This window comes from Nostoc sp. NMS4 (genome assembly GCF_017115095.1).
In the GTDB taxonomy this organism is placed as follows: domain Bacteria; phylum Cyanobacteriota; class Cyanobacteriia; order Cyanobacteriales; family Nostocaceae; genus Nostoc.
The window spans coordinates 1-7,349 of sequence record NZ_JABXKI010000412.1; the positions used below are offsets into that span (position 1 = coordinate 1).

The window sequence follows — 7,349 nt, forward strand, 5'->3', positions numbered from 1 at the left end:
GCAGCCATCCCACCGTATAAAAGTAATGCCGTAAAACCCACCAAAATCAGCATCCGAATTAACGGTACAAAAGCGGCAGAAAGAGTAATTGCCTTAGAATTACTGCGGCGATAAGCATCACTATCTAATTCCAAACGAGAGGCTTCATAAGCTTCAGCAGTGAAACTTTTAATAGTAGTAATGCCACTGATATTGTTTGACAAACGCGAATTCAGAAAACCTACCTTTTCTCGCACATCAGCGTAACGAGGTGCAAGCAGTTTTTGATAAGCAAAGGAACCCCAGAGGATAAATGGCATCGGTGACAAAGCCATCCACGCTACACTAGGAGCCAAAATAAAGAAAGCAGCGCCAATAATTAGAACAGTTGCCGAAACTTGGATAATATCATTTGCTCCCCCATCCAAAAACCGCTCTAATTGGTTAATATCATCACTGAGGATAGACATTAAACCGCCAGTGCTGCGTTCTTCAAAATAAGCCAATTCCAACTCTTGCAAATGTTTGTAGGCATCTAAACGTAAGTCATGCTGAATATTCTGAGCCAAATTCCGCCAAAGTCGAGCGTAGGCGTACTCAAAAACAGATTCTAGTATCCAAATGATCACAGTGAGGAAGGAAATAATCAAAAATTGTTGAAAGACATCCCGTACCCCTAACTGTGCAATTATGGAATCCTGTTGCTTGACTACCACATCCACCGCCACGCCAATTAAGCCGGGTGGTGCTAAATCGAAAAATTTATTCAGGGTAGAATAAGCAGTCGCCAGCCAAATTTGTTTACGATACTGGTGTCCATACTCTAGCAAACGCTGGAGAGGATGCGCTGAATGTTTACGCCTTCTTGATGCCCGATGAGATTTTAATACAGTAGCCACGGCTTTTTACGGTTTCGTGTCACTGATATTACCACGGAAAAAAGTTTTGAGTCTTGAGTCCTGAGTCTGAAGATTGATTCAGACAGACTAATGAGACACTTAAACTAGTAACTGGGGACTAGGGACTAGGGATTAGGGACTGGGGGAATAATTATGACAAATAACAAATGACAAATTCATAATTGGAGAAAATAATTTGAAAAATCAGCAATTAGGTAATTGGCAAACCACAGTTTTTGGAATTGTGTTAGCAATACTAGTGATTATTGGACTAAATGCCTTTATCATTATTAACCCAGGACAAGCAGGAGTAATTAGTATCTTGGGTAAAGCGAGAGATGGTGCTTTATTGGAAGGTATTCACGTGAAACCGCCTTTCATCACCGTGATAGATGTGTATGATTTGACGGTACAGAAATTTGAAGTGCCAGCAGAGAGTTCCACTAAAGATTTGCAAAATTTATCTGCCAGGTTTGCGATTAACTTTCGCCTCGATCCGATCAAAGTAGTTGAAGTTAGAAGGAAACAAGGAACATTAGAAAATATTGTCTCAAAAATCATTGCCCCTCAGACACAAGAAGCATTTAAAATTGCCGCAGCCAGAAGAACAGTAGAAGAAGCAATTACCAAACGAAGTGAATTAAAAGAAGACTTCGATCAAGCATTAGGCGATCGCTTAGACAAATATGGGATAATTGTGTTAGATACTAGCGTAGTTGATTTAGCATTCTCGCCAGAATTTGCCAAAGCAGTTGAAGAAAAACAAATTGCTGAACAACGGGCGCAAAGAGCCGTTTATGTAGCACGTGAAGCCGAACAAGAAGCCCAAGCAGACGTGAATCGCGCTAAAGGTAGAGCAGAAGCTCAAAGACTCTTAGCAGAGACACTCAAAGCCCAAGGAGGACAGTTAGTTTTACAAAAAGAAGCAATTGAAGCTTGGAGAAGTGGCGGCGCTCAGATGCCCAAAGTCCTCGTTATGGGTGGTGAATCAAAAAGTGGTGTTCCCTTCATATTCAATCTTGGGAATGTTCAAAATCAACCTTAATTAGAGTCAACAATACTTAGTAAGTTAGGCTAGTCCCAACTCAAACACAACGGAAAAACCAACCAATTAATTCATAATCGAAGTTTATGTCAACCCCCAATCCTCAAAATCTCACCGCCGAAGACGCGAAAAAACTACTGAACAAATTCAACTGTCTAGATATTGCCCCTATTCTCAATCCATCAGAGAAAATAGTAACTCGTGATGCTTTAATTTTGCTCACCAAGCTTGCTGATTACCAAATTTTAGGAATTTGTGCTGATACCGCAGAAGAAGGAATCTTGGCAATGAAAACTTATTCTCTGGCTTTGGGTTATGAACCACCAGATAATTTACTTACACCTGAAGGCCCAGTTTATATCAAACTAAATGGGAAAAATGGCTTGTGTTATCTTGATTCTTATGCAGGACATCATCGGGGGGTATTAGTATCTTGCCAGTCTTACGACGAAGGGGGAATCAACGAAATGTATGGACACCTTCCCTTGGATTTATTTATATAGAATTTGGCAAATGTAGGTAGGGTCTTGCCTTGCCTACTCACTAATCAAAAATAATTAACGACTGAAATCTTATGAGTATCATTACACTACAATCAGTAAAAAAAGACTTTGGTATCAAGGAAATTTTAAAAGATGCTAGCTTTAGCCTTGATGCTACCGATAAAGTTGGTTTAATTGGTACTAATGGTTCTGGAAAATCAACTCTATTAAAGATGATAGCTGGTCTAGAATCGATTGATAGCGGGCAAATTTTAATCAACTCCGGTTCTAAAATTATCTACTTACCCCAGCAGCCAGATTTAGATGAGAATCACACAGTTTTAGAGCAAGTTTTTGCTGACAGTGGCGAACATATTGCTTTAGTGCGTGAATATGAGGAACTTTCCGATAAATTGGTTCACTATCCAGATGATAGTCAATTGATGTCTCGTCTTTCTGTGGTGATGCAACAGATGGATACGAGTGATGCTTGGGAATTAGAAACTAATGCCAAAATCATCCTGACAAAATTAGGAATTTCTGACTTTGATGCCAAGATAGGTACTTTATCTGGAGGCTATCGCAAGCGGATTGCTTTAGCCTCAGCCTTGCTATCAGAACCAGATGTTTTGCTGATGGATGAGCCGACAAACCATCTTGATGCTCTTTCTGTAGAATGGTTACAAAGTTATTTAAATCGCTATCGCGGCGCACTTTTTCTGATCACTCACGATCGCTATTTTCTAGATCGCGTTACCAATCGGATCGTGGAAATTGACCGAGGTGACATCTACACCTATACAGGTAACTACTCATATTACCTCGAAAAGAAAGCTTTAGCTGAAGAATCTGCCGTAAGTAGTCAACGGAAACATCAAGGCTTGTTGCGGCGCGAGTTAGAATGGCTCAAAAAAGGGCCGAAAGCTAGAAGTACTAAGCAAAAAGCGAGAATTGACCGCGCTCATGCTTTGCGGGATACTGAATTTAAACAAGTTCAGGGTAAAGTTGATATTTCGACAGTTGGTCGTCGCATTGGCAAAAAGGTTATTGAATTAAATAACGTTTCTAAAGCCTATAATGGACGCACCCTAATTAATAATTTCACCTACGAATTTAGTCCAGAAGACCGCATCGGTATAATCGGCGCTAATGGTGCTGGTAAATCCACTTTAATGGAGATTATTACTGGTCAAGTTAAGCCAGATTCAGGGATTGCCGAAATTGGTACGACAATTCACATCGGTTATTTTGACCAGCATTCTGAAGAATTGCTCACAGCATTGAACGAAAATCAGCGCGTGATTGACTACATTAAAGAAGAAGGTGAATTTATCAAAATTAACGATGGTACTCAAATTACTGCTTCGCAAATGTTAGAGCGGTTTTTGTTTCCTGGTAATCAACAGTATGCCCCAATTAGTAAACTTTCGGGTGGGGAAAAACGCCGTTTATTTCTGTTGCGGGTTTTGATGAGTGCGCCCAATGTCTTGATTTTAGATGAACCGACGAACGATTTAGACGTGCAGACATTGGCAGTATTAGAAGATTATTTAGAAGATTTTGCTGGGTGTGTAATTGTAGTTTCTCACGATCGCTACTTTCTCGATCGCACCATCGACACAGTATTTTCCTTTGAGGAAGGCGGCAATCTCCGGCAATATCCAGGTAATTACTCGATTTATCTGGACTATAAGAAGGCTGAAGAAGCACAGCAACAAGCTGCAAACACTAAAGAGAAGCCCAAAAACACCGAAGTCCAAAATAATGGTGCGGCTTCACCCAAAGATGCGGAGAATACCAAGCGGCGCAGATTATCCAATTGGGAGAAAAAAGAATTTCAGCAGTTAGAAGGTAAAATTGCCCAGTTAGAGGCCCAGAAAGCGGAAACTGAGAAAACACTGGCGAATGTCTCACCGGGGAATTATAGCGAAGTGCAAAAACTGTATAATCAGGTGGAGAATCTCAAGCACGCGATCGATGTGGCAACTGAACGCTGGTTAGAGTTAGCAGAGATGGAGTCTTAATAAGTAGGGTGTGTTGTAGGAAAGCGCAACGCACCATTGAACAAATTTGAGAATACTGATTACTTGTACTCCTTCTCAAGCATGGCAAAACGGTTCGGCACTATTTGACGATACTCATCAAAAGCGGGTGAATTCTTAGTACCGACATACGCCGCAAAAGTTTCCGAAAAATCTTCGCTAATGCTAGCCATTGCGTAACCTGATACGGAAACTTTGTCTGCGTCCATCATCTTCTGCCATTCCAGCCATTTACCTTTGCTCTTGTCATTCCCCCAATTCTGCTTTGACCAAATATGACCTGTTTCATGAATTAGACTATTCTTCTGAGACTCCTCATTTTCTAGTGAATTGTTTGTTTTGTCAGGATAAACATCAACCTCTCCTGAAGCGCCCGCAGTCATAGATGACCGGAAGTTTGGTATTTTATATTTGGTTGCCCAATAGGGATCGTCAGCATTAGGGAGTGGTTGAAGCGTAATTGCTAGGATCAATGAACGGTTTGCTTTGGGTAAATAGCTAACAGTCTCAGCAATCTCCTGCACTTTATGATTATGGTATCCTTGCTCCGGTACTTTCGGGGCAAAAATCGCAATTCCACTATAATTCGATTTCGCTTGATTGTCGTCGAAATCCAATCTCCACATATCAGCATCGGCCTTCTTGGTTTGAAATGGATAGTCTTTTGCTTCTTGTGGTCCTCCGAGGGAATATCCTACTTTTGAGTTGGTCATTGGATCATTAACATTTCCAGGAATTGCGTTTTTGCCAGTTATAAATTCCCGGAGCTTCTCTACCTGCTGCTCAGTGTTAGACAAACCAAAATGCAACCACTTACCTGATTTGCCCTCAAACAATAAGACATCACGGGCTTTTTTGGATAACAGGTTTGTTTCACCACCTAACATATTATCTAGGATAGTCTGCTCACTGCTGTCTAATTTACTCCACCCAGCTAGTTTGTGAAGAGTTGTAACTGATACCTTAGCTCGAAGTGGCTCCATAGAGCCGGAAAAGTCGGTTAATACGGGTTTACTACCCCAAGAGGGGTTCCACTTGAGAATAATGGCTTGTTTCTCTTGGGAACCAAACAAGATAGGCTTCTGGAAAATAGGAGGGACTGTATAAAACTGACCCCAATCTTTTAGTGCTTGGTGGACTTCCTTTTGATATAAGTCCAAATACTTATGCTCATTAGTATGTTTCGGATCGGTAGTTAAAATTAGTTCATCAGCTTTTAGTGGTGCAGCGGCCATATTGCCGCCTTTAATATCTATGGATTCCTCAGCTATCTTATTTATATAGTCTTTTTCATTAATAAATAACCGGAGCATTACTACCTGGTCAGTATCGGGCCGGCCTTTGATAGAACCTTGAACTCGTTGGATATTAATTAATGTGTTACGGACTTCCTGGGATGACGGGCTTGTTTCACTACCTAACATATTTTCCAGGATAGTCTGCTCATTGCTGTCTAATTTACTCCAGCCACTTAGTTTGTGAAGCCATCCAACTGATACTTTAGCTTCTATTGGATTTAGATTCTCGTAATGATCGGTTGATGTTATGGGTTTTTCACCCCAGGAAGCGTTCCACTTTAAGATAATGGCTTGTTTCTTTTCCGAACCAAACAAGATGGGCTTTAGTTGAACAACAGGTAAATAATTAGAAATACTCCACCTTTTTAGCACTTGGTTGATTTGATCTTGATATTCTTCGAGAAAATCATCATTAGTAAATTTTGGATCGGTAGTTAAAATCAGTTCATTAGCTTTTAGTGGTGCAGCTTCTGGGTTGATGGCTTTATCTAGGGCTTCCAGGGTTAACTTGTTAAGTTGACCACCGACTTTTAATGGTATGCCTGTGAAGTTCTCAGATATTTCCTGGAATGTTTCGAGCGCCTCTTTGGTTTCAGAATCAAAAATACCATTAACCTCTAGGTCAGAAGTATCAACAAAGTTCAGTTGCTTCAGCTTTTGCTGAATATCCTTAACTAAAAGTGAGCTAGCCTTCAGATTACTGATGGCTTTATCTATGGCTTGCTGGTTTAACAAATTTCCACTATTGGCTTCCAATGGTATGCCTGTGAGCGCCTCAGACATTCTCTGGAATTTTCTGAGCGCATCTCCGGTTTCAGAATCAAAAATACCATTAACCTCTACGTCAGAAGTATCAAGAAAATTCAGCTGCTTCAGCTTTTGCTGAATATCCTTAACTAAAAGCGATCTAGCCTTCAGATTGCTGCTGGCTTTATCTATGGTTTGCCGGGTTAACAAATTAAGTTCACCATCGTCTTCCAATGGTATGCCTGTCAGCTCCTCAGACATTCTCTGGAATCCTACGATCGCCTGTTTGGTATAAAAGTCATAAATACCATCAACCTTCAGACCATTCAAAAATATAATATGTAGACCTGGATTAGCAGTATCTATCCTCTTCAGTTTTTGCTGAATGTCTTTAACTAATGGATTTACTAACGGTTTGGACTTTTTTGCTTTAGTTTTCGTAAGTTGAATCAGCGATGTCTTCTGAAGGTTGTACTGTCTTTGAACTGCACCCGTCTGCTGCATCACATGAGTCAATTCATGGGCTGTTAAATGATCGTTCCTCGGCGACTTGCCCGAACCATAGTAAATATCACTACCATGAGTAAATGCCTCTGCGCTCAACTCCCGGCTCATCTGCACCGCTTCGGAATTTGTATGCACCCGCACATTTTTTAAATTAGTTTTAAGCCGAGGTTCCATGAAGCCACGGATATCAGCCGATAATGGACTTCCCCCACCTTTACTGCTATTTAGGCGACTCTCAATATTATCTAGGGACTGGATGCTGCGATCGCTCTTACATTGTAATAATTGCTTGGTTTGTACTAACTTTTCTTTTGGTAAAATCTCTCTTTGGATGGATGCGTTTACAGGTT

General features: G+C 40.7%; 5 protein-coding genes. 3 read left to right on the forward strand and 2 right to left on the reverse strand.

Annotation, left to right across the window (positions count from 1 at the left end; all coding sequences use genetic code 11):
• A partial coding sequence (locus HWQ37_RS33025; RefSeq protein WP_292755397.1) for an ABC transporter ATP-binding protein occupies positions 1-878 on the reverse strand: 878 nt, incomplete at its 3' end.
• Positions 879-1,074: 196 nt separating this feature from the next.
• Between HWQ37_RS33025 and HWQ37_RS33030 the strand changes: the two genes are divergently transcribed.
• The 3 genes from HWQ37_RS33030 to HWQ37_RS33040 all read left to right on the forward strand — a co-directional run bounded on the left by HWQ37_RS33030 (position 1,075) and on the right by HWQ37_RS33040 (position 4,429).
• Positions 1,075-1,923 carry a prohibitin family protein gene (locus tag HWQ37_RS33030; protein ID WP_292755399.1) on the forward strand — a complete coding sequence of 283 codons (849 nt, stop codon included), beginning with the start codon at positions 1,075-1,077 and terminating at the stop codon, positions 1,921-1,923.
• Positions 1,924-2,009: 86 nt separating this feature from the next.
• Entirely contained in the window at positions 2,010-2,426 is a 417-nt protein-coding gene (locus HWQ37_RS33035) for a DUF1824 family protein (RefSeq protein ID WP_292755401.1), read from the forward strand.
• 71 nt (positions 2,427-2,497) lie between these two features.
• Positions 2,498-4,429: an ABC-F family ATP-binding cassette domain-containing protein gene (locus HWQ37_RS33040; protein ID WP_292755403.1), complete on the forward strand. Its 1,932-nt coding sequence runs from the start codon at positions 2,498-2,500 to the stop codon at positions 4,427-4,429.
• 59 nt (positions 4,430-4,488) lie between these two features.
• Here HWQ37_RS33040 and HWQ37_RS33045 read toward each other — a convergent pair.
• The coding region (locus HWQ37_RS33045) for an eCIS core domain-containing protein (RefSeq protein WP_292755405.1) at positions 4,489-7,349 on the reverse strand (2,861 nt) is incomplete at its 5' end.